The following is a 21462-nucleotide window of genomic DNA, read 5'->3' as shown; positions in this document are numbered from 1 at the left end:
GGAAGGCCCGAGGGCCCGTCGGCGGACCGGCGGGCCCTGGGGCGTGATCGGGGCCGAACCGTGCCCCCGGGCGTTCCGCGCGCCGCACCGGGCCGTTACGCTGCGGGCACCGACAAACGGAAGGCGGCTCGACGTGGCAGACCTGACCCCGCTCCTGGACGACCTGCGGGACGAGAGCGCCGAACTCGACGCACTGGTCGCCGGACTGGACCTGGCGGGCCTCGCCACGCCGACCCCGGCACCGGGCTGGACGATCGCCCACCAGATCTCCCACCTGGCCTGGACGGACCGCTGGTCGCTGCTGTCCGCCCGGGAGCCGGAGAACTTCGTGGACGCCGCGGCGAAGACGTTCCTGGCCGGGCCCGACCCGATCGAGGAGGGCGCGGCGGAGGGCGTCGGCGAGGCCCCCGGGGTGCTGCTCGGCCGGTGGCGGGACGGGCGGGCCGAGCTGCTGGACGCGCTCCGCACGGCGGCCGCACAGGGGGTCCAACTCCCCTGGTTCGGACCGCCGATGAAGCCCGCCACGATGGCGACCGCCCGGCTGATGGAGACCTGGGCGCACGGCCAGGACGTGGCCGACGCCCTCGGCGTCGAGCGGGTGCCGACCGGCCGGATCCGGCAGGTGGCCCACCTCGGCGTCCGGACCATCGGGTTCGCCTTCACCCTGCACGGACTCCCGGTGCCGGAGCAGCCCGTCCGGGTGGAACTGACCGGCCCGGCGGGCGAGTCGTGGGTCTGGGGGCCCGAGGACGCGGTGGACCGGGTGAGCGGCCCCGCGCTCGACTTCTGCCGACTGGTCACCCAGCGGCGGGCGTTGGACGAGCTGTCGCTGCACGCCGAGGGCCCGGTGGCACTCGCCTGGCTGCCGATCGCCCAGGCCTTCGCCGGGCCGCCGGGATCGGGCCGTGCCTCGGACACCGGCACGGACCCGGCCCGCTGACCACTGGCCACTGGCCACTGGCCACTGGCCACTGGCCACTGACGATCCCCCGCCTCACACCCGCGCACACCGGCTCACACCCCGATCCGCGGCGGACGGCAGCAAGGCGGCGGCGAGGCGGGTGGCGACCAGGTCGACGGTCCAGTGGTGGCGACGATGATCCCGCCGGGGGCTGCCCGACGGTGGAACGAGCATGAATTCGCGCGGCGGTGCGGATGCGACGAGAGGGTGGGCTCCCCCGCCACCTGGACCCGGCGGCCGACGCACGGATCGACGGACTGCTCGCCGCGTACGGGCTCTCGGCCGACGCCGTTCGATGACCTCGCGTCCGCGATAGCTCTGCCGTTGACAGCGGTGGAGCGATCGCGGCCGACGCATTGACGACCTCCGGCCGTCCGTCGGAAGGCAGGACGATTCGCGAGAGTGCCGCCGTCACAGTGCGGGACTGATCGAGCAACCACGTCAGGCGGTCAATTTCGTCGCCTGTCCGCCTTCCCCTCTCGATCAGTCGCTTGTTGCCGCCCTACCTGGGGTAATGCCTTGAATCATGATCCGTCCTCGATCGGTTTCGCCGACCTCGACGTCAGCAGGAAGTCCGCGCCTCCGCAGGCGTGCCCCCAGGAACTCCATCTCCGTCAGCGTCCCGGTCAAACCGATGCGGCTCAACCCGTCGGCCTGCTCCCGGGCGTCGGACAGCGACGCTCCGGAGACTTCCCGCAGAACCTTCAGTACGGGGACCAGGCTCGGCAGCGGACCGACCACCCGGAGCCGGGCAGGCCCGTGCGCCGCGAGCAGAGCGTCCCGGACATCATCGGGAGGCGTACCAGGACCTGAGTACTCGCACCCCGTCATGCCACAGGTACTACAGGAGATCTCGGCATCCCACCACAGGTCGTCGCAGTGGATGAACTGGTTCACCTGGCGCACCGTCGTGCCCCCGCATTCACTGCAGCGCGCCGTGACCCTCACCGTCTGACCAGTCTCCACCCGGACTCCTCGCCTTCCCCGTCATGCCGATCCTCTCGCAGCCGCTGAGGACATCGAAGTCTGCGCCCGTGTTCAGGTAGCAGGGTCGGCCACAAGCGGATAGCCGATTCGGGAGGCCGCATCGGCGAGTTCGGCGACGGACACCTCGGCGTTCAAGGCGGAGACCACCTGCTGGCTGAGCGGGCGGCCGGCATACACGTGCTGTACTGCGCCGATGTCGAACTCGTCCCCGGAGCCGTTGCGCATCGAGGCGATCTCCTCGGTCTCGGACCAGCTCGAACCGAAGGAGTAGTAGCGCTCCCCGGTTGGGTTCAGAACAGTCTCCAGCATCGCCATCGACCGGCAGAGGTCCCGCAAGGTTCGAACATCGGGAAGAACTCGGGCAGCATCATGAACAGTCACACAGCCATCCAACCGGACGCCGCCGACAGCCTCACCGCCACCCGCGCCGACGCCGGGCAGCAGGCCGCTTCCTCCAACGGGTGCCGAATCAGTCGGCCACCGGATCGGTCATGGTGGAGCGCCCGCCGGCGGTCTCCTGCCTCGTTGTCCTTGCTGCATGAAAGGCTGCCGGACGACACCGGGCGATAGATCGGAGAGCTGGCGGGATGGGTTTCGAGGGCGAAGTCTGGCGGCTGATGCGGCTGGAGGAACTGATCGGCGAGATTGTGATCGACGAGGCCGATTTTCCTTGGTTGAACGGGCAGTTCGTTCCAGCACCGGCGTTCGGAGAGGTGAAGCCGTGGTTCGACGAGTCACTGGCGCTCATGGACGCAGAGGAGTACGAGGGTTTCGACGACTCCTACGACCGGATCGCGAGCACCTTGTCGCTGGTGGCCCCCTCAGGTCCGGTCGCGGAGTTCCTCCTGCACATCAGTGACGGGCGCGCTTGGTTCAGGTGGAGTGACGAACCGTTCGACGTGACCTGAGCCCGCCGCCTCATGGGGAATCGCGTGCCCGTCCACACAAAACGCCTCCCGACTCGCGCTCAGTACTCTGGAGCCGTGACGACCTCTCACGTCCTTCGGCGGGCCCTCCACGACACCGGCGACCCACCTCTCCGCCCGCTACCGGTCCAAGTGGCGGAGCTCCTGGAGAGCCTGGACGCCCCTCCACGCCTCGCAGCCCACCTGCGAGCCGTGCACGACGTCGCGCACCAGCTCGTGGACTGGGCAGAACGGCACCACCCGGCGCTGGACTTCGACCGCGAGGCAGTACTCTTCGGGGCGGCCACGCACGACGTGGGCAAGACCGTGCACCTCACCGAACTGTCCGCGGCCGGCTCGGCACACGAGGAAGCCGGACGCGCACTCCTGCTGGCCCACGGCGTCAGCCCGCGGCTCGCCCGCTTCGCCGGCACCCACGCGTCGTGGACCGCACCGGACATCGCCGTCGAAGACCTCCTGGTGAGCCTGGCCGACAAGATCTGGAAGAACAAACGTGTCCAGGAGCTGGAGGATCTCGTGGTGACGCGGCTTGCGGCGGCGAGCGGCCGGTCGGCCTGGGAGGAGTTCATGATGCTCGACGACCTGCTCGGACGCATCGGCGACGGTGCCGACCAGCGGCTGGCCTTCCAGGCGTCGTACCCGGTACACGGCTGAACTTCTGAATTCCGTGCAGGGAGGGGCCGCTGAAGTCTGTTGAGGCCGGACGGCGCGAGTGACAGCATCGCTCGGTGGTCTGTGCTGACGATCCTTGCAGCAGACGAGCACTGCGTGTGGTCTGCTCGTAGTTCCACTCCACGGATGCTGACGAGCCCGAACCCGAGCTGGTGCACATGTGGCTGCTACTGGACGGCCTCGGGCCGTTCTTGTTGCCGCCGGGCAGATGACCGGCACCGGATCGCTGAAGACCAGCTCCAGCCCGTGGTGATACGAGAGGTCATGGCCCGCGCCGAGCCGCAACTGGCCGGCATCCCAGGCGATGACGTCCCAGTCCCACCACGACCCTGCCGGGAGCTGGACCACAGCGTGTCCCTGCCCCGCGGCGCGGACGTCATTCGGGGACGACCAGGCCGAACTCACGCAACCGGGGAAGGCACGCAGCCAGACAGGCCTCCACGGAGTCGGCATCGGTACGGACCAGGAGGTCCGCACGGAGTGGAGCGCCACTGGCGACGAACGTCCACGGCTTCCGCCCCTCACGCCAACGCTCGGCATCGGCCTTGAAAACGACGGTGACCCCCTGCTCGGCCAGCGATTCCATGACCTGCACCACGTCCACCGAAGTCCCGCCCCCTCCCGAATCGAACAGTCGAAACGCTACACGGACCCGCACGGCCTCGACTCGGCGGCTTGACGCGCGATGTCTCACGTCGCTGCGGAGACGACCAGATCGTGCCGGCAGATCGCCGGAACGGGGCGCAACGGCGCTCCGGCCGGCTTCCGCCCGAACTCCGGTGACAACCATCGTGTCCTGTCTCAAAGGATCTGGCCCGTGGGTAGGGCTTCCCCGGGTTTGCCGGCCGACATGGAGCCCGGAGTGCGGCCAGGATGGTGCCCGTGCGATTTTCTGACGATCATTCCGCCACACAATCGAGGGGATGAAGCGTTACCAAGGTATGGATCAATCATCGAGTGCGGGCTCCCAGGCCGGACCTCGGCCACCGGAGTTCCCGGACTTCGTCGCCTCACGCGGGCGACAGCTCCTGCGGACCGCATTCCTGTTGACCGGCGGTGACGTGTACCTCGCGGAGGACCTCGTCCAGGAGGCTCTGGGCCGGATCTTTGTCAAGTGGCGCAAGATCGCGCGGCTTGAGAACCCGAGCGGCTACGCCCAGACCGTCCTGGTCAACACCTTTCTCTCCCACCGCAGACGGCGCAGCGCCTCCGAGCGGGTCACCGCCGAGTTCCCCGACGTCGCCGTCGACGATCCGGACCCGGCGCTGCGGCTGACCCTGCTGCGTGCGCTGGGCGAGCTTCCGGCGAAGGACCGCGCCGTGCTGGTGCTGCGGTTCTGGGAGGACCGCAGTGTCGAGGAGACGGCGGCCGCGCTGCGCCTGAGCTCCGTCGCCGTACGCTCACGCAGCAGCCGGGCGCTGGCCCGGATGCGCATCGTCCTCGGCGACGACTTCGACGTGACCGTGCGTCGGGTCCCTGGAACCAGCCCCTCCACCCAGAAGGCGGTGTTGCGTCATGTCAACTGACCACGACTTCGAGGACGAGTTCGCGGACGGCTTCGCCCGCGCCCTGCGCGGGGCGGCCGAGCTGGCACCGGAGCTGCTCGGCCATCTCCTCATGGCCGGCGCCGAGCAGCGCGGCCGCCGCCGGCGCCACCGTCGGCGGGCCGCGGTGGCGGGCGGCCTCGCGGTGCTGGTGCTCGCCGGGGCGGGGGGTTTCATGGCGGTCGGCCGCGGCCCGGTCGGCACCGTCGGCCCAGTGGGCACCGTCGGCCCGGTCGGCACGGTGTCGCAGAAGCCGGCGAAGATGTCGGAGCAGGAGGTGGTCTCCCTCGTCACGGCTCTGCTCCCGCCCGGAAAGGTGTCGGTGCTTGCGGCGGGCGGGACGGGCGAGGGCAAGTTGGCCGGGGCCGAGTACACGGTGGGCGGCACGCTGACGTTCGACGACGGCGCCGGGGCGGGCATCTTCGACTACCGCGCCGAGCGGACGGATCTGATGCCCGAGGCGGGCGCCGTCTGCATGGACGGTTTCACCATGCCGCAGGACTCCTGCGAGCGGACCAAGCTGCCGGACGGTTCGGCCGTGGTGATCGACAAGCTGCGGTCCGAGCACACTCCCGGAGGCCGGGAGTGGCGGGCCACCTGGGCGGCTCCGGACGGCCGCCGGGTGTCGGTGATCGAGTACAACGGGCAGCCGGCCGGCGCGAACCGGGCGAACCCGCCGCTGAGTTCGGAACAGCTCACGGCGTTCGTCACGGCTGCGGCCTGGGAGCGGGTCTTCGCGGCGCTGCCGCCCTTGAAGAACGCCCCCGCCCCGTCCACGCCGACGCCGGTGGCCGGCCCGAGTGCGGCCGAGCTGCTCGCCAAGCTGGTACCGCTGCTGCCGGCCGGGGCCACGTCATCCACCCCGAAGGGCTCGGACCAGGCGAACCTCACGGTGACGCTGGACGGGCGTACCAGCATGGTGCTCATCGGCGTGGAACCGGCGTCGGAAAAGGGCAAGCAGGACGAGAAGTACGCCGAGACCAGCCCCAGTACTCCTCTGGAGGTGCGCGCGAAGCTGCCCGACGGCACTCTCGTGGTCACCAACCGCTTCGGCAACGGCAAGACCGCGACCGATCCCGTCCTGCACTGGACGGCCGAGGCGTACTTCCCGGACGGCCGCCATGTGTCGTTCTCCGAGTGGAACGGCGAGAACGGCTACACGGCCCGGCCCGGCACCCCGGCGCTCAGCCTGGAGCAGCTGAAAGCCATCGCCACCGACCCGGCCTGGCGCTCCTGACGGAAGCACCCGGCCCGCAGGGGAAGTTGCCCTGCGGGCCGGTCACCGACTCGAACTCGGTCAGAGGCAGGGGGACTTGCCGGCATCGATCGGAGTCCAGGAGAGGCAAGGCCCCGTGGCGGCCGCCAGATCACGCAACTCCGGAACGCCGCTGCGAGCAGGGCCTCTTCGGAAACGGCACGCGTCCTGTCCATGGAACGACCATCACGGCTCTGATGAGACAAGCCAGATCAGACGAGACTCAATCCGCCCCGAAAGGTGAAAACCGGGCACGTCCGGCCACGCGGGCGGAGCAGGCCGGCATCCGTTCCGGGGAACCGGAGGCCGGCCAGGGGCGTGGAAGTCAGCAGTGATCACTTCGGGGGGTGGCGTGACGTCGGAACACGGCGGCAGGAGAACGTACGGCTTCGCACGGGTGCTGGCGGCCCTGGTCCTCGCCACGGCGGGCACGCTCTACGGCAACGACCGGGTCACCTCCGCATGGCGGTGGTGCCTGAGCCAGGACCACGAGCCCGCCCCCAACGGGCTGACCAGGACGGTCTCCGTCTGGGTGGTCGTGCTGACCGTACTGCTGGTTCTCGGCTCACTGCTCGGTCCGCTGCCGGGGAGCCGCTGGTACCTGTGGCCGGCCATGGTCGCCGCCGCCGCCGTCCTGACCTGGCTGTACGTGTCCGGCATGGGGGCGCCCGCCCCCGTACCGCCGGGCGGCCCGCCGGAAGCCGTGTGCCGGACCCTGCCGGCCTTCCCGTTCACCGGCTGACAGGGGCCGCCGCGCCGCACCGCACCCTTCGGCCGTGAGTTCGGCCCGGCGTCCCCGCGGCCGCAGGGCCGCCGTCGCTCACATGGGCAGCGCGAGCAGGTGCACCGGACCGGCGGGCCACTGCGCCCCGTCGTGCAGCGGCGTCCACATGCTCCGCAGCGGCATGGTCACCGGCCCGCCGGGCTGCTCGACGCGTACGTCCTGCTGAAGCTCGTGCCACCCGAGCCCCTGGTACAGGGGGACGAGCGGCGGCCGGCAGAAGAGCAGCCCGTGCTGCGGTCCCAGGGTGCGCGCGTGCTCCAGGGCGGCCGCCATCACCAGCCGCGCCAGCCCCTGCCCCCGGTGGTCGGGGGCGACGGCCACCCCGCCGACGCCCACCACCTCCGCCCGGACGGCGCCGACCGAGATCGGCAGCGTGATCAGACCGGTGTGCGCGACGAGGCGGCCCGCCCGCCGGACGGCGAAGTGCTCCCGCTTCGACTGCCAGGTCAGGCCGACCCCGACGACGCCGAAGGGGTCGGCGTCGTCGCCGAAGATCTCACCCCGTTCGGCCTTCTCGAACTGCTCGATCCGCACCACAGCTGACGACATGAAAGAAAGGTTGTCGGACATCCCCACATAATGCCCCCCGGCCAACCCGCACGGCTCGGCATCGCCCGGCCCGCCCGACTCGCCCACCCCGACCGCCCCCGACATGACAGGGTGACGGCCATGTACGAGGACGAGCGCACCCGGATGCGGCGGTACCTGGAGACCGAGATCTCGCGGCTGAGCGCGCTGGTCCGGCTCACCGGCGGGGAGGTGCCCGGCTTCACCGACTCCGACGGCGCCCGCCCGTTCATCCGGCTCGACGAGGACGGCCGACTGCGCCAACTCGCCCGCGAACGCGGGGAGCTGGTACTCGACCGGGTGACCCGCGACCCCCGCGAGCTGCTGTACTGGGTGTTCGAGGGCGCCACCTTCGAGGCGGCCGGCGCCTGGGCGGTCGAGCACCCCCGGGAGGGCGAGGAGCAGCGGGTGACGATCTGGACCCGCCAGGCCTCCCTGCTCCACGTACTGGACCCGGAGTGGGCGCGGCGCCGACGGGCGGAGCTGGTCGGATCCCTGGCGGACCCGGCCGATCACCGGCTCGTCCCCGCCCTGCCCCCGCCGCCGCTGCTCTTCGACCCTCCATCACCGCCGGACCGATGACACCGGTGACACCGGTGATACCGGTAACGCCGGTGACACCTCGGGGATGCAGCGCCGGATCCGCAGGAGACCCGCCAAGCAAGGATCTTGACGAACCGTCGGAGTTGTCGAAGCCTGTACCCGTACGCACCGATGCGTACCGGTACATGCCAAGCCAAGCGAACGGCAGGGGTCAGCGGTGTCCGAAACGTCCGAGGTGTCCGAGCAGCTGTCCCACACGTCCGGCAGTGCGGACTCGTCGCTGCTGACCGAGACCATCGGCCGGCGCCTGGACCGGACGGTCGCGGCCTTCGGCGAGCGTGAGGCGCTGGCGGACGTCCCCAGCGGGCGCCGCTGGACGTACGCCGAACTGGGCCGGGACGTCGACCTGCTGGCCCGGGACCTGCGGGCGCGCGGGGTCGGGAAGGGTGACCGGGTCGGGATCTGGTCCCCCAACTGCCCGGAGTGGGTGCTGGTCCAGTACGCCACCGCGCGGCTGGGGGCGATCCTGGTGAACATCAACCCGGCTTACCGGACAGACGAGTTGGCCTATGTACTGAACCAGTCCGGGGTGAGCCTGCTGGTCGCCATGAGCGCCTACCGGGACAGCGACTACCGGGCGATGACCGCCGAAGTCCGGGGGCGGTGCCCCGAGTTGCGCGAGACGCTGTGGATCGGCGACCCGGAGTGGCGGCTCCTGGACAGCCCGGGCGGGTTCCCCGAGCTGGACTGCCACGAGCCGATCAACATCCAGTACACCTCCGGCACCACCGGCTTCCCCAAGGGCGCCACCCTCTCGCACCACAACATCCTCAACAACGGCCACTGCGTGGGCGAGTTGCTGGGCTACAGCGAGCAGGACCGGATCTGCCTGCCGGTGCCGTTCTACCACTGCTTCGGGATGGTGCTGGGCAACCTGGCGGCTGTCAGCCACGGTGCGTGCGTGGTGATCCCCTCCCCCGGCTTCGATCCGGCCGCCGCCCTGCACGCCGTCGCCGCCGAACGGGCCACCTCGCTGTACGGCGTGCCGACGATGTTCATCGCCGAACTCGGCCTGCCCGGCTTCGCCGACCACGACCTCTCCTCGCTGCGGACCGGGCTGATGGGCGGCTCGCCCTGCCCGGTCGAGGTGATGAAGCGGGTGGTGACCGACCTGCACATGCCCGAGGTCGCGATCGCGTACGGGATGACCGAGACCTCGCCCGTCTCCACCCTGACCCGGCGCGACGACGACCTGGAACACCGGACGGCCACGGTCGGGCGGGTGCTGCCGCACGTCGAGGTCCGGATCGCCGACCCGGTGAGCGGGCGTACGGTGCCGCGCGGTACGCCGGGCGAGCTGCGCACCCGGGGCTATTCGGTGATGCTCGGCTACTGGAACGAGCCGGAGCGGACGGCCGAGGCGATCGACCCGGACGGCTGGATGCGTACCGGCGACCTCGCGGTGATGCGGGAGGACGGCTACCTGTCGGTGGTCGGACGGATCAAGGACATGATCATCCGGGGCGGCGAGAACATCTACCCGCGCGAGATCGAGGAGTTCCTGCACGGCCACCCCGGGATCGCCGACGTGCAGGTGGTGGGGGTGCCGGACGACCGGTACGGCGAGGAGGTGTGCGCCTTCGTGGTCCTGCGCGACCCGGCCGGCACGCTCACGCTCGACGACCTGACCGAGTACTGCCGGGGCCGGCTGGCCCACTACAAGACCCCGCGCCACCTGCGGGTGGTGACGGCCTTCCCGATGACCGTGAGCGGCAAGGTGAGAAAGACCGAGCTGCGCGAGAGCGCCGCCCGGGACCTCCGGCAGTGACGGCGGCGGCAGCCGGGGCCGCAGCGGCAACGCACCCGCACCCGCACCCGCACCCGCACCCGCCAGTGAGCAAGCCCACCACCAACCGTGCTCGCCCGCCGCCAGGGCGGTCATCTAGTCTGGTGACGTGCTCATTCTTGTCAGCCGTCGCCACGTGGACCTGCTCCGCGTCACGAGCATGTCCTGTCGACGCTCCGGCTGACCCTCACCACCCTCCCGCCCTCCGGGCACACCCCCTCCCCGGCACCGCAGCACCCGCCCACCCGTTCGCGGCGGCTGCGGAGTCTCCGGCCACCCGCCGGACCCGGCCGGGGTAACGAGACCCAGCGGATGACACCCATGACGCAGCAGTCCCTCTCCTCCACCCCCACCACCGGCCTCCCCGTGGTCGACCTCTCGCTCGCCGACGGCAGCGCGGCCGACCGGGCCCGGCTGCACGACACCCTGCGCGCGGCCGCGACCGAGGTCGGCTTCTTCCAGCTGACCGGCCACGGCATCACCAAGGCCGAGACCGACGAGCTGACCGGCACGATGCGGGCCTTCTTCGACCTCCCGGAGGCCGACCGGCTCTCCGTGAGCAACCTCAACTCCCCGCACTTCCGCGGCTACACCCGCACCGGCGACGAGCGCACCGGGGGCAGCCAGGACTGGCGCGACCAGCTGGACGTCGGCGCGGAGCTGCCGCCGCACGTCCCCGGCCCGGACGAGCCCGCGTACTGGTGGCTGGAGGGCCCGAACCAGTGGCCGGACGCACTGCCCGGGCTCCGGACGGCCACCCTGGGCTGGATCGACCGGCTGAGCGGGGTCGCGACCCGGCTGCTGCACGAGCTGCTCACCGCGATCGGCGCGAAGCCCGACTTCTACGACTACGCCTTCGCCGGGCACCCGCACCTGCGCCTCAAGCTGGTCCGCTACCCGGGCACCGCGCCCGACGGCGCCGGGCAGGGCGTCGGCGCGCACAAGGACTACGGCTTCATCACCCTGCTGCTCCAGGACAGCGTCGGCGGCCTCCAGGTGGAGCGCCCGGACGGCTCGTTCCTGGAGGTCCCGCCGCTGGAGGGCGCCTTCGTGGTCAACCTCGGCGAGCTGCTGGAGGTCGCCACCGACGGCTATCTCAAGGCCACCAGCCACCGGGTGGTGAGTCCGCCCGGGGCCCGGGAGCGCTACTCCGTGCCGTTCTTCTACAACCCCCGGCTGGACGCGCACATCGAGCCGCTGGAGTTCCCGCACGCCCACCACGCGCCGGGCGCCACCCAGGACCCGGGCAACCCGCTGTTCGCCGAGTTCGGCCGCAACGAGCTGAAGGGCTACCTCCGCGCCCACCCGGCGGTGACCCGCCGCCACCACGCGGACCTGCTGTAGCGGCCGCGCCCGGCCGGGCCGCGCCCGGCCGGGCCGTGGTGCGGACGGGCCGTGGTGCGGACGGGCCGTGGTGCGGACGGGCCGTGGTGCGGACGGGCCGTGGTGCGGACGTCCACCTCAGTGGCGGCCGCCGAGCGCGAACAGCAGGATCACGAAACCGGCGAACAGGTGGGTGCCCGCGATGTAGATCGAGGCCCGGACCAGCATCGCCTTCCGCTTGCTCTTCTCGTCACGGGTGGCGTCGCTCACGGCCGGTGCTCCTCGCTCCAGGGTTTCGTTCTCGGGGTCGGGGGCGGCTCCCGACCCCGAAAGCGTACGGGCCGGGCGGCCGCCGGGGCCGCCCGGTCCGGCGGCCCGGTCCGGGCGGGAGGGTGACCTGCTCCGACCTCACGGCCTGTCGCCGGATCAGCCCGTAGGCTGGCCCTGGTGGTTGGCCGGGCGGCGCCCGGACGCGGCGGCAGGAGGGGACGCGGATGACGGGCAGCGAGGGGAACTCCGGCGCGCACGGCGGAGCGGGGGACGGCTCGGGGCACCGCAACACCGTCACCGGCGGCACGGTCGGGCAGCTCGTCCAGAGCGGCCACATCGGGACGGTCCACCTGCACTCCCCCGCACAGCGCTGGACCCCGCACCAGATCCGTCCGCCGCACCGGGTCTTCGTCAACCGGTACGAGGAACTCGCCGCGCTCACCGGGGCGCTCCACGCCCTGGGGGACGGCAGCGGGCCGGTCGTCATCGTGCTCACCGGACTGGGCGGGGTCGGCAAGACCGAACTGGTCGCCTACTGGGCCCGGCGCGAAGCGGCCCGGTTCCCGGGCGGGGAGCTCTACGCCGACCTGGGCGCGGTCCGCCACGACGGCGGCGTCGACACGGGCGAGATCCTCGGCAGCTTCCTGCGGTCGCTCGGGGTCGAGGACGTCCCGGATTCGGCGGCCGACCGCGCGAACCTGTTCCGCAGCGTCACGGCGGGCCTTCGGATCCTGGTCTTCCTCGACAACGTGGAGCATGCCGCCGAGGTCCGCGCGCTGACGCCGTCGGACGGGCTGGTCGTGGTGGCGAGCCGCCGACGACTGGACGGCCTGGCGCTGGACGGTGCCCGGGTCCACACGGTCGCGCCGCTGACCACCGGGGCGGGCAGTGAACTGGTCCGCCAGTGGCTCGGCGCCCGGCGCGGGAGTGACCAGGACCTGGCCGAGCTGGTCCGGCTGTGCGGCGGACTTCCGCTGGCGCTGAACGCGGTCGGCGGCCAGCTGATCTCCCGCCTCGGGACGCCCGTCCACCGCGTGGTGGCCGCGCTGGCCGACAAGCAGCGCGCCCCGAAGCCGGCCGGCAGCGAGGAGGACACCGTGGACCAGGCGTTCGACGAGGTCTACGACGCCCTGTCCGAGCCGGGCCGCCGGCTCTACCGCCTGATCGGCGTCCACCCCGGCCCGCAGTTCACCGTCGCACTCCTGCGCGCCGCAGGCTGCGAGCGGATCGACGAGCCGCTCGGGGAACTCCTGGACGCCCACCTGGTCGACGTGACCGCCGACGGCAGCGGCGGGGCGGCCCGCGAGCCCGGCGCGCAGGACGGCGAGGACAGCGAGAACGGCGAGGAGCGGGAGGAACCCGCCGAGGCCCGGTTCACCTGCCACGACCTGGTCCGCCTGCACGCCCGTCGGCGGGCCCGGGCCGAGGTGCCCGCCGCCGAGTACGAGACCGCCCTGCTCCGCATCGTCGACTACTACCGGGCCAAGGCCGCCGAGGCCGACCGGGTCGTCCTCGGCGACCGGTTCCGGCTTCCGCGGCCCCCGGCCGGACCGGCCGGACCGGTCCACCCGAACGGCCCGGCCGACCCGGCGGACCCGGCGGACCCGGCCGCCGCCGACTCCCCGCCTGACCTGGACTGGCTGGACCGCGAGAGCGCCAACCTCATGGCCGTGCTGCGCGCCGCCGCCGAGCGGGGGTGGCACGGCGCGGTCTGGCAGCTGTGCGAGTCGCTCTGGCCGCTCTACCACGGCCGCAAGCTCTACGCGGACTGGATCGACGCCCACGCCCTCGGTGTCGAGGCCGCCCGGTGGGACGGCCGCCCGGACGCGGAGATCCGGATGCGCAACCAGCTCGCCCGGGCCCACTACGAACTCGCGGACTACCCCCACGCCACCGAGCAGCTGGACCTGGCCGCCGAACTGCTCCCGCTGGTGGACGATCCCCGGCTGCGCGGCATGCTCTGGGAGTCCCAAGGCCTGGTGTGCCTGAAGTGCGGACAGCCGGAGACCGCCGCCGACCTGTTCACCAAGGCCCGCGAAGCCAACCACGGGGACTCGCACGGCGTGGTCGTGCAGAGCTACAACCTCGCCCAGGCGCTGCTCGCCGCCCGGCTGCCGCAGCGGGCCCTGGCGGTGGCCGAGGAGGCCGCCGGACAGGCGGAGCGGACCGGCGACCGGGCGATGGCGATGCGCCTGGGCATCCTCCTCGGCCGGCTGCACGACGGGCTTGGGGACACCGCCACCGCCGTCACCCGGCTCACCCGGGCCGCCGGACAGGCCGCCGACCTGGGACTGCGCGCCAAGGAGGAGGAGGCCCTCGAACTGCTCGTCGGCCTCGCGGCCCGAACCGGCGACACCGCCGCCGAACAGGCCGGACGGGAACGCCTCGGCCGGCTCCAGCACGCCGCCGTACCGCCCCCGGAGCGCGGCGGCTCCTGAAAGCCCCGGCTCTGCAAAGCACTGGCCCTGCAGAGCACTGGCCCTGCGAAGCCCTAGCTCTGCCCCGCCGGGCGCGCGGTGAACCGGACGACGGCGCGCTGCGCCGTGACGATCACCAGTTCGGCGGCGGCCGGCTCCGCTCCGGGGTTGGCCGCCTGCCACACCGCGAGGGCCGATCCCAGCACCACCGGGTCCAGCCGGGGCGTGGCGGAGCCCCAGGTCCGTACCGCCCGGGCCTCCAGCACCGCGCCGGAGCGCAGCCGCACCAGATGGCGGTCCTCGTCGAGCGCGGCGACGGCCACCGCGAGACCGGGCAGCCGGGCGGCGGTCTGCTCCAGCCACACCAGCGGCTCCGGCTCGGCCCGGGCCTCGGTCCGGGCGATCACCTCGGCGCTCTGGAGGCGGCGCAGCCGGCTCTCCCCGGCGGTGACGGCGTAGAAACCCCGCGCCGCCGTGTGGTCCGGCCCCACCGGGTAGCGCCGGATCCGCACCCCCTCGGCGGTGGCCTCGCCGAGGACGTCGTACGCCGTCGCCCGGCCGGCGTCCACCGGCACGGGGTCGGCGTACGGCGTCGGCCAGGGGTCGTCCTTCGGCTCGTCCACCGCTGCCAGGTAGGAGTAGAGGATCTCGCGCAGGATCCGGGCGGACTGCCCGCGTTCCCCCAGCGACCGGTCGGTGAGCGCGGCCAGCCGGGAGCGGTCGTGGGCCTCGGCCGCCTGCCGCAGCTGCTGCTCCAGCGGGCCGTCCACGTCCAGGGCCGGCGCGCCGCGTCCGAAGGCGTAGCTCGGCGAGCGCGGGTCCAGCTCCTGTTCGCCGGTCGCGGCCAGCAGGGTGACCCGGTCCAGGGCCGCGCCGTAGAACGACACCGAGCCGTGGTCGCCGACCACCCAGTCGGCCGCGACCAGCGCGGCCTGCCAGCCGCTGCGGGGCGGGATGACCAGCAGGCCCGACTCCTGCGCCTCCCGGAGCAGGCCGAGCGGATTGTGCCGGGCCCAGATGTTCGGGTGCAGCACCACGGCCACGGCGTACTCGTCGACCGGCAGCTCCCGGACCAGCCGCAGCGGCAGCCCGGGCGAGCGCCCCAGCAGCGAGTGCTCGCTCCAGGTGGAGCTGACCACCACGAGCTTGCGGCCCGCGACGGCGCCCAGCAGCTGCCGGTAGCGGTCGCGCTCGGTCAGGCTCTCCAGAATCCGGTCGAAGCACGGGTCCCCGACCACCCTGGTCCGCTCCAGCGCCTCCGGGAAGGCCGACCGCAGCCGTTCGGCCTGCTCCTCGTGGGACAGCCCGATCACGGCCGGCACGAGCCGGCCGCGCCAGGTCAGCTCGTGCCGGGACAGCCCCGCCGGGGAGTGCCCGTCCCCGGTGGTCGGGCGGACCAGCCGGTTGTAGCCGGCGCCGTGCGGCAGCACGACCAGCGGGGCCTGCAGCCGGTGCATCGAGCGGTGCGCCGTGCAGGCCACCGCGAGGTCGAAGCTCCGGTGGACGGCCTCGTGCCAGGACAGCACCGTGATCCCGTCGAGCGACTCCAGGTAGGCGTCCAGCCCGGCGGTGAAGGCCGAGCCCGGATTGACGGTGATGTAGAGCTCGATCCCGTCCTGCGGGCGGAGCAGCGGCAGGACGTCCATCACCCGGGTCGCCGAGGTCAGCGTCCGGGCCACCGCGAGGACGTGCGCCTTCGCCGGCCGGGTGTTCCACCGGTCGTCGTCGGCGCGTCTGGCCGACAGCAGACGGGACAGCAGAGCGAACAGTGCCCACACCTCCCGCACGGCGGATACGACGATCGCCCTGCGAGCCTACTGAAGGTTCCGGCCGGGCAGCGGCGCGGGCCGACAGCGGCGGCGCTCCCGGTGCGCTGGACCGCCTCGGCCCGCACTGTCACACTGTTGCTGTCACAGCGACGGTGTGACGACTGTGACGAGTGCGGGCACGGCGGAGGGCAAGGCGGCACCATGACAGCGACACCCGGGGCACCGCTGCAACTCACCGTCGACGAACTCGCCGCCCGCGCCGGGGTGACGGTCCGCACGCTGCGCTTCTACGGCACCAAGGGCCTGCTCCCGCCGCCCGAACTCGGCCCGCGCCGGGTCGGCCTCTACGGCTCGCAGCACCTGGACCGGCTGGAGCTGATCGAGGAGTTGCAGCGGCAGGGCCTCACACTGGCCGCCATCGAACGCTACCTGGCCCAACTCCCCCCGGACATCAGCTCACTGGACCTGGCGATCCACCGCGCCCTGGTCGCCTCCTGGACCCCGGAGACCGCCGAGGAGGCGACCCGCGCACAGCTGGAACGCCGGGCCGGCCGGGCGCTCTCCGACGCCGACGTGGACCGGCTCAGCGCGATGGGCGCACTGCACCGCACCGACGACCCGGACGTCTTCGAACTCGACCCGGGCCTGCTCCCGCTGGGTGTACGGGTGTTGGACGTGCCGATCCCGCTGGAGACGCTGGTCGCCGCCCGCGCCGTGGTACGCCTGCACAGCCAGGCCACCGCGCACGACCTGCACCGGCTGTTCCGCGAGACCGTCTGGAAGCCCTACCGCGAGAGCGACCCGCCCCCGGACGAGCTGGAACGCATGAAGACCCTCACCGACCAGATCCAGCCCATGATCGTCCAAGCCCTGGTCACCGCCTTCCAACGCTCCCTCGCCGACGAGTTGCGCCCCTCGCCCGAGTAGCCACAGACAGGGGCGCGGGGAACTGCGCGGATGCGGAAGGGCACACACCGCCACTCCCGCATCCGCGCAGCCCCCGCATCCATGGCCCAGCTCAGTCGGAGAAGCTGCCGCCTTCTGCGGCCAGGCGCTCCAGCAGGGCCGGCGGCGCGAAGCGCTCGCCGTACGCGGCGGCCAACTCGCGTGCGCGGGCGGCGAATCCGGCCAGGCCGCCTTCGTACCCGTTGATGTACTGGAGCACGCCGCCGGTCCAGGCCGGGAAGCCGATGCCGAGGATCGAACCGACGTTGGCGTCGGCGACGGAGGTGAGCACGCCCTCCTCCAGGCAGCGGACGGAGTCCAGCGCCTCGGCGAAGAGCATCCGCTCCTTCATGTCCTCGAACGGGATCTGCGCGTCCGCCCGGGTGAAGTGCTCGCGCAGGCCGGGCCAGAGGCGGGTGCGACGGCCGTCCTCGTAGTCGTAGAAGCCCGCGCCCGCGAAGCGGCCCTCGCGGCCGAACTCGTCGAGCATCCGGTCCATCACCACGTCCGCCGGGTGGGCCGTCCAGCTGCCGCCCGCCTCCTCGATCGCCCGGCGGCCCTCGTTGCGGATCTTGCGGGGCAGCGTGAGGGTCAGCTCGTCCAGCAGCGAGAGCACCTTCGCGGGGTAACCGGCCTGCGCGGCGGCCTGCTCGACCGAGACCGGGTCGACGCCCTCGCCGACCATCGCGACGCCCTCGTTGATGAACTGGCCGATCACCCGGGAGGTGAAGAAGCCGCGCGAGTCGTTCACCACGATCGGGGTCTTGTTGATCTGGCGGACCAGGTCGAAGGCACGGGCGAGCGCCTCGTCACCGGTCTCCGGCCCTCGGATGATCTCCACCAGCGGCATCTTGTCGACCGGCGAGAAGAAGTGCAGGCCGATGAAGTCGGCGGTGCGGGTGACCCCTTCGGCCAGCACGCCGATCGGCAGGGTGGAGGTGTTGGAGCAGAGCAGCGCGTCCGGTGCCACCACGTCCTGGACTTCCTGGAAGACCTTGTGCTTGAGCTCGGGATTCTCGAAAACCGCCTCGATCACCGCGTCGCAGCCCGCGAGGTCGGCCGCGTCGGCGGTCGGCGTGATCCGGCCGAGCAGCTCGTCGCGCTGCGCCTCGGTGGAGCGGCCACGGGCCACCGCCTTGTCCAGCAGCCCGGCGGAGTAGGCCTTCCCGCGCTCGGCCGCCTCGACGGTGACGTCCTTGAGCAGCACCTCGATGCCGGCCTTGGCGCAGGAGTACGCGATGCCCGCGCCCATCATCCCGGCGCCGAGCACCGCGACCTTGCGCACCTGCCGGGCGGGGATGTCCTTCGGGCGCCCCGCACCGGAGTTGACAGCGTTCATGTCGAAGAAGAGCGCCTGGATCATGTTCTTGGCGGTCTGCCCGCAGGCCAGCTCGGTGAAGTACCGGGCCTCGATCCCCATCGCGGTGTCGACGTCCACCTGGGCGCTCTCCACGGCGGCGGCCAGGATGTTGCGCGGCGCCGGGTAGGGCGCGCCCGCGAGCTGCTTGCGCAGGTTGGCCGGGAAGGCGGGGAGGTTGGCGGCGAAGGCAGGGTGGGACGGGGTGCCGCCGGGGATCTTGTAGCCCTTGACGTCCCAGGGCTGCTGGGCGGTCGGGTTGGCGTCGATGAAGGCGCGCGCCTTGGCGAGCATCTCCTCGCGGTCGGCGGCCAGTTCGTGCACCAGCCCGGCCTCCAGCGCCTGCGCCGGACGGTACTGGCGGCCCTGGAGCAGCACCTTGAGCAGCGCGTCGGTGATGCCGAGCAGCCGGACGGTGCGGACCACGCCGCCACCGCCGGGCAGCAGGCCGAGGGTGACCTCGGGCAGGCCGATCTTGCTGCCGGGTACGTCGAGGGCGATCCGATGGTGGCAGGCGAGCGCGATCTCCAGGCCGCCGCCGAGCGCACTGCCGTTGATCGCGGCGACCACCGGCTTGCCGAGCTGCTCCAGGGCGCGCAGCCCGCGCTTGAGCGCCATCGACGCCTCGAAGAACTCGCCCGCCTGCTCGGGCCGGACGGCGGAGAGCATCCGCAGGTCGCCACCGGCGAAGAAGGTCTTCTTGGCGGAGGTGACGATGACGCCACGCAGACCCTCGGTGGCGGCGAGCCGGGCCACGATGCCCTCGAAGGCGTCGCGGAAGGCGGTGTTCATGGTGTTGACGGACTGCGCGGGGTCGTCGAGGACGAGGGTGACCACGCCGTCCTGGTCCTGCTCCCAGCGGATGGCGGGGGTGTTGTCAGACATGAGGTGGTGTCTCCAGGAGTCGGAAGGCGGGTCAGATGCGCTCGATGACGGTGGCGACGCCCATGCCGCCGCCGACGCAGAGGGTGGCCAGGCCGTAGCGCAGGTCGCGCCGCTCCAGCTCGTCGATCAGGGTGCCGATCAGCATCGCGCCGGTGGCGCCGAGCGGGTGGCCGAGGGCGATGGCGCCGCCGTTGACGTTCACCTGCTCGTGGCTGAAGCCGAGTTCGCGCATGAAGCGCATGGCGACGGCGGCGAACGCCTCGTTGATCTCGACCAGGTCGATGTCGGACGCGTTCAGTCCGGCCTTGGCGAGCGCCTTGCGGGTGGCGGGGGCAGGCCCGGTGAGCATGATGGTGGGCTCGGAGCCGGAGACGGCGGCGGAGACGATCCGGGCGCGCGGGCGCAGCCCGTACCGCTCGCCGATCTCGCGGTTGCCGATCGCGACCAGGGCGGCGCCGTCGACGATGCCGGAGGAGTTGCCCGCGTGGTGGACGTGGTCGATCTGCTCGACCCAGTGGTACTTCTGCAGCGCGACGGCGTCGAAGCCGCCCGCCTCGCCGATCCCGGCGAACGAGGGCTTGAGCCCGGCCAGGCTCTCCACGGTGGTGCCGGGGCGGATGAACTCGTCGCGGTCGAGCACCACGAGTCCGTTGCGGTCCCTGACCGGTACGACCGAGCGGTCGAACTTCCCGTCGGCCCAGGCCTTGGCGGCGCGGGCCTGGGACTCGGCGGCGAAGGCGTCCACGTCGGTGCGGCTGAGGCCCTCGATGGTGGCGATCAGGTCGGCGCCGACGCCCTGCGGGACGAAGCTCGTCTCGTAGCTGGTCATCGGGTCCATCGCCCAGGCGCCGCCGTCGGAGCCCATCTTGACGCGGGACATCGACTCCACGCCGCCGGCCAGGATGAGGTCCTCCCAGCCCGAACGGACCTTGGCGGCGGCCAGGTTGACGGCCTCCAGACCGGAGGCGCAGAAGCGGTTCTCCTGGACGCCGGCCACCGTGTCGGGCAGCCCGGCGGCGATGGCGGCCGTCCTGGCGATGTCGGAGCCCTGGTCGCCGATCGGGGTGACCACGCCGAGCACGATGTCGTCGATCGCGGCCGGGTCCAACCCCGGGAAGCGGCTGCGGAGTTCGTGGATCAGGCCGACCACGAGGTCGATCGGCTTGGTGCCGTGGAGCGAGCCGTTGGCCTTGCCCCGGCCGCGTGGGGTGCGGATGGCGTCGTAGACGTACGCTTCGGTGGTCACGGTGGGTGCCTTTCTTAGCAGTCAGCCGAGGATGGAGCGGCCGATGATCTCTTTCATGATTTCGGTGGTCCCGCCGTAGATGGTCTGGATCCGCCCGTCGGTGAACGCCTTCGCCACCGGGAACTCCGTCATGTAGCCGTAGCCGCCGTGGAGTTGGAGGCAGCGGTCGGCGGTGCGCTTCTGCAGTTCGGTGGCCCACCACTTGGCCATCGAGGCGTCGGCGGGGGTGAGCGCGTAGCGGTTCAGCTCGGTGATGCAGCGGTCGACGAAGGTGCGGGTGACGGCGCACTCGGTGGCGATCTCGGCGATCTCGAACCGGACGTGCTGCAACTTGCCCAGCGGCTTGCCGAACGCCTCGCGCCGCTTGACGTACTCGGTGGTGATCTCCAGCAGGTACTCGGCGCCCGCGATGGCGGAGACGGCGATGGCGAGCCGCTCCTGGGCGAGGTTCTGCATCAGGTGCAGGAAGGCGCCGTGCTCGGTGCCGAGCAGGTTGGCCTTCGGGACGCGGACGTCGTCGAAGAACAACTCGGCGGTGTCCTGGGCCTTCTGGCCGATCTTGTCCAGGTTGCGGCCGCGCTCGAAGCCGGGCATCCCGCGTTCGACCACCAGCAGGCTGAGGCCCTTGGCGCCGCCCTCGGGCGTGGTCTTCGCGACCACCACGACCAGGTCGGCGAGGATGCCGTTGGAGATGAAGGTCTTGGAGCCGTTCAGCAGGTAGTGGTCGCCCTGGTCGGTCGCGGTGGTGCGGATGCCCTGGAGGTCGGAGCCCGCGCCGGGTTCGGTCATCGCGATGGCGGAGATCAGCTCGCCGGAGCAGAAGCCCGGCAGCCAGCGCGCCTTCTGCTCCTCGTTCGCGAAGGCGGTGAAGTACGGCCCGATGATGTCGTTGTGCAGGCCGAGCGCGAGCCCGCTGGCCCCGGCGCGGGTGAACTCCTCGGAGAGCACGGCGGCGTAGCGGAAGTCGGGCTCTCCCCCGCCGCCGTACTCCTGCGGGACGGCGAGGCCGAGCAGCCCCTGCTGCCCGGCGGCCAGCCAGGCGCTGCGGTCGACGATGCCCTCGCGCTCCCAGCGGTCGTGGTGCGGCAGGACCTCCTTGGCCAGGAAGGCCTTGACGGTCTCCCGGAAGGCCTCGTGCTCCTGCGTGTATAGCTCGCGCTGCACC

Annotated in this window: 20 protein-coding genes; 11 read left to right on the top strand and 9 right to left on the bottom strand. The window is 72.1% G+C overall.

The features are described from left to right. Positions 1–133: 133 nt before the first annotated feature. On the top strand, positions 134–940 hold the full coding sequence (locus ABD330_RS16970) for a TIGR03084 family metal-binding protein (protein ID WP_344465779.1): 807 nt from the start codon (positions 134–136) through the stop codon (positions 938–940). 504 nt (positions 941–1444) lie between these two features. Here ABD330_RS16970 and ABD330_RS16965 read toward each other — a convergent pair. Beyond that, positions 1445–1858 (bottom strand): hypothetical protein, encoded by a 414-nt coding sequence (locus tag ABD330_RS16965; protein ID WP_344465777.1) that lies wholly within the window; start codon positions 1856–1858, stop codon positions 1445–1447. 141 nt (positions 1859–1999) lie between these two features. Then, the gene (locus ABD330_RS16960) at positions 2000–2263 is read right to left on the bottom strand and encodes a hypothetical protein (RefSeq protein WP_344465775.1); all 264 of its coding nucleotides are present in this window, start codon (positions 2261–2263) and stop codon (positions 2000–2002) included. A gap of 272 nt (positions 2264–2535) precedes the next feature. Between ABD330_RS16960 and ABD330_RS16955 the strand changes: the two genes are divergently transcribed. Together ABD330_RS16955 and ABD330_RS16950 are read left to right on the top strand one after the other, a co-directional pair. Beyond that, entirely contained in the window at positions 2536–2856 is a 321-nt protein-coding gene (locus ABD330_RS16955) for a hypothetical protein (protein ID WP_344465773.1), read from the top strand. A gap of 150 nt (positions 2857–3006) precedes the next feature. Then, positions 3007–3528 carry an HD domain-containing protein gene (locus ABD330_RS16950; protein ID WP_344465771.1) on the top strand — a complete coding sequence of 174 codons (522 nt, stop codon included), beginning with the start codon at positions 3007–3009 and terminating at the stop codon, positions 3526–3528. 394 nt (positions 3529–3922) lie between these two features. Here the strand turns inward: ABD330_RS16950 and ABD330_RS16945 are convergent, their stop codons facing one another. Continuing rightward, on the bottom strand, positions 3923–4150 hold the full coding sequence (locus ABD330_RS16945; protein WP_344465769.1) for a hypothetical protein: 228 nt from the start codon (positions 4148–4150) through the stop codon (positions 3923–3925). Positions 4151–4487: 337 nt separating this feature from the next. Between ABD330_RS16945 and ABD330_RS16940 the strand changes: the two genes are divergently transcribed. The 3 genes from ABD330_RS16940 to ABD330_RS16930 all read left to right on the top strand — a co-directional run bounded on the left by ABD330_RS16940 (position 4488) and on the right by ABD330_RS16930 (position 7087). Further along, positions 4488–5072, top strand: a complete 585-nt coding sequence (locus tag ABD330_RS16940) for a SigE family RNA polymerase sigma factor (protein ID WP_344465807.1) — start codon at positions 4488–4490, stop codon at positions 5070–5072. After that, a complete protein-coding gene (locus ABD330_RS16935) occupies positions 5062–6327 on the top strand; it encodes a hypothetical protein (protein ID WP_344465767.1) in 1266 nt (421 codons plus the stop codon). The genes ABD330_RS16940 and ABD330_RS16935 overlap by 11 nt, the downstream gene beginning before the upstream one ends. 370 nt (positions 6328–6697) lie before the next feature. After that, positions 6698–7087, top strand: coding sequence for a hypothetical protein (locus ABD330_RS16930; protein ID WP_344465765.1), 390 nt, complete (start codon positions 6698–6700; stop codon positions 7085–7087). A 78-nt stretch (positions 7088–7165) separates the two neighbouring features. On the opposite strand, the gene ABD330_RS16925 is transcribed toward ABD330_RS16930, so the two are convergent. Then, entirely contained in the window at positions 7166–7678 is a 513-nt protein-coding gene (locus ABD330_RS16925) for a GNAT family N-acetyltransferase (RefSeq protein ID WP_344465763.1), read from the bottom strand. A 120-nt stretch (positions 7679–7798) separates the two neighbouring features. Here ABD330_RS16925 and ABD330_RS16920 point away from each other — a divergent pair, with 120 nt between their 5' ends. From ABD330_RS16920 to ABD330_RS16910, 3 genes are all read left to right on the top strand, one after another. Beyond that, a complete protein-coding gene (locus tag ABD330_RS16920; RefSeq protein WP_344465761.1) occupies positions 7799–8278 on the top strand; it encodes an Imm63 family immunity protein in 480 nt (159 codons plus the stop codon). Positions 8279–8474: 196 nt separating this feature from the next. Then, positions 8475–10067: an AMP-binding protein gene (locus ABD330_RS16915; RefSeq protein ID WP_425555559.1), complete on the top strand. Its 1593-nt coding sequence runs from the start codon at positions 8475–8477 to the stop codon at positions 10065–10067. Between the two features lie 339 nt (positions 10068–10406). After that, the gene (locus ABD330_RS16910) at positions 10407–11429 is read left to right on the top strand and encodes an isopenicillin N synthase family dioxygenase (RefSeq protein WP_344465757.1); all 1023 of its coding nucleotides are present in this window, start codon (positions 10407–10409) and stop codon (positions 11427–11429) included. Between the two features lie 117 nt (positions 11430–11546). Here the strand turns inward: ABD330_RS16910 and ABD330_RS16905 are convergent, their stop codons facing one another. Next, positions 11547–11678 (bottom strand): DUF6126 family protein, encoded by a 132-nt coding sequence (locus ABD330_RS16905; RefSeq protein ID WP_344465755.1) that lies wholly within the window; start codon positions 11676–11678, stop codon positions 11547–11549. 224 nt (positions 11679–11902) lie between these two features. On the opposite strand from ABD330_RS16905, the gene ABD330_RS16900 reads away from it, so the two are divergent. Next, positions 11903–14116 carry a hypothetical protein gene (locus ABD330_RS16900; protein WP_344465752.1) on the top strand — a complete coding sequence of 738 codons (2214 nt, stop codon included), beginning with the start codon at positions 11903–11905 and terminating at the stop codon, positions 14114–14116. A gap of 53 nt (positions 14117–14169) precedes the next feature. Here ABD330_RS16900 and ABD330_RS16895 read toward each other — a convergent pair whose 3' ends face one another. Then, a complete protein-coding gene (locus ABD330_RS16895) occupies positions 14170–15882 on the bottom strand; it encodes a hypothetical protein (protein ID WP_344465750.1) in 1713 nt (570 codons plus the stop codon). A 183-nt stretch (positions 15883–16065) separates the two neighbouring features. Between ABD330_RS16895 and ABD330_RS16890 the strand changes: the two genes are divergently transcribed. After that, positions 16066–16791, top strand: a complete 726-nt coding sequence (locus tag ABD330_RS16890) for a MerR family transcriptional regulator (RefSeq protein ID WP_344465748.1) — start codon at positions 16066–16068, stop codon at positions 16789–16791. 91 nt (positions 16792–16882) lie between these two features. Here the strand turns inward: ABD330_RS16890 and ABD330_RS16885 are convergent, their stop codons facing one another. From ABD330_RS16885 to ABD330_RS16875, 3 genes are read right to left on the bottom strand one after another with little or no spacing between them, the layout of a single operon-like run. Beyond that, positions 16883–19051, bottom strand: coding sequence for a 3-hydroxyacyl-CoA dehydrogenase NAD-binding domain-containing protein (locus ABD330_RS16885; RefSeq protein WP_344465746.1), 2169 nt, complete (start codon positions 19049–19051; stop codon positions 16883–16885). Positions 19052–19082: 31 nt separating this feature from the next. After that, positions 19083–20297, bottom strand: a complete 1215-nt coding sequence (locus ABD330_RS16880) for an acetyl-CoA C-acetyltransferase (protein ID WP_344465744.1) — start codon at positions 20295–20297, stop codon at positions 19083–19085. A 21-nt stretch (positions 20298–20318) separates the two neighbouring features. Then, a complete protein-coding gene (locus ABD330_RS16875; RefSeq protein WP_344465742.1) occupies positions 20319–21461 on the bottom strand; it encodes an acyl-CoA dehydrogenase family protein in 1143 nt (380 codons plus the stop codon). Position 21462: the final 1 nt, after the last annotated feature.

It is taken from the genome of Kitasatospora kazusensis, assembly GCF_039529945.1.
Lineage (GTDB): Bacteria > Actinomycetota > Actinomycetes > Streptomycetales > Streptomycetaceae > Kitasatospora > Kitasatospora kazusensis.
This window is presented reverse-complemented; position numbering and strand designations above follow the sequence as displayed.